This window comes from Bacillus sp. AY2-1 (assembly GCF_008368965.1).
GTDB lineage: Bacteria > Bacillota > Bacilli > Bacillales > Bacillaceae_G > Bacillus_A > Bacillus_A thuringiensis_S.
The window spans coordinates 1-585 of record NZ_QPEL01000339.1 but is presented as its reverse complement, the minus strand read 5'-3'; the positions used below and the strand labels follow the sequence as shown (position 1 = coordinate 585).

Here is a 585-nt window from a genome sequence, read left to right as displayed (position 1 = left end):
ATATTAATAATATTTTGCAGTATATGCTGTTTTTCTTCACTAATATTTAATTCTTTTGCTAGTGAAAGAATAGATTCAATACTTAAATCATTAATATTTGAGATTGAATGTGGCTTGGCCAACAAATCAATTTCATGTTGTTCAATTTCTTCACTATAACGTTTTCCCTTACATTTTTTACACTCAACATTTTTTGTAGTACCACGGCCTTTACAACCAGTACACCAGCCTAATTGATTATTAAATGAAAAGACCTCTGGAGAAAGATTAAAAACTTCAGCAAGTTTTTCTCGAACCTCTGTAAAAACACCAGTATGAGTACCAATCGTTGAACGCGGATTAGACGAAATCGATGATTTTCCTAGAAAAAGTACTAAAGGCATTTCTTCCATATTAATGGCACTAAAATTTGTTTCCATAATGTTAGGAAATAAATATTGATATTCAGCCTTTGGTAATAAAGAAACTAATCGTTTTTTTGACTCTTCACTAATTGTTTGGCAAAAAGTTGTTTTACCCGATCCAGATAACCCAGCAATTCCAAACGATTTATTAAACGGTATAGTTGCATCTAATTTATTTATG

1 pseudogene is annotated in these 585 nt (G+C 30.6%); it reads right to left on the bottom strand.

Going from position 1 to position 585, the window contains the following annotated elements:
* A pseudogene (locus tag DN403_RS30930) lies at positions 1–584 on the bottom strand (excinuclease ABC subunit UvrA); the annotation flags it as partial.
* Between the last annotated feature and the right edge of the window lies 1 nt (position 585).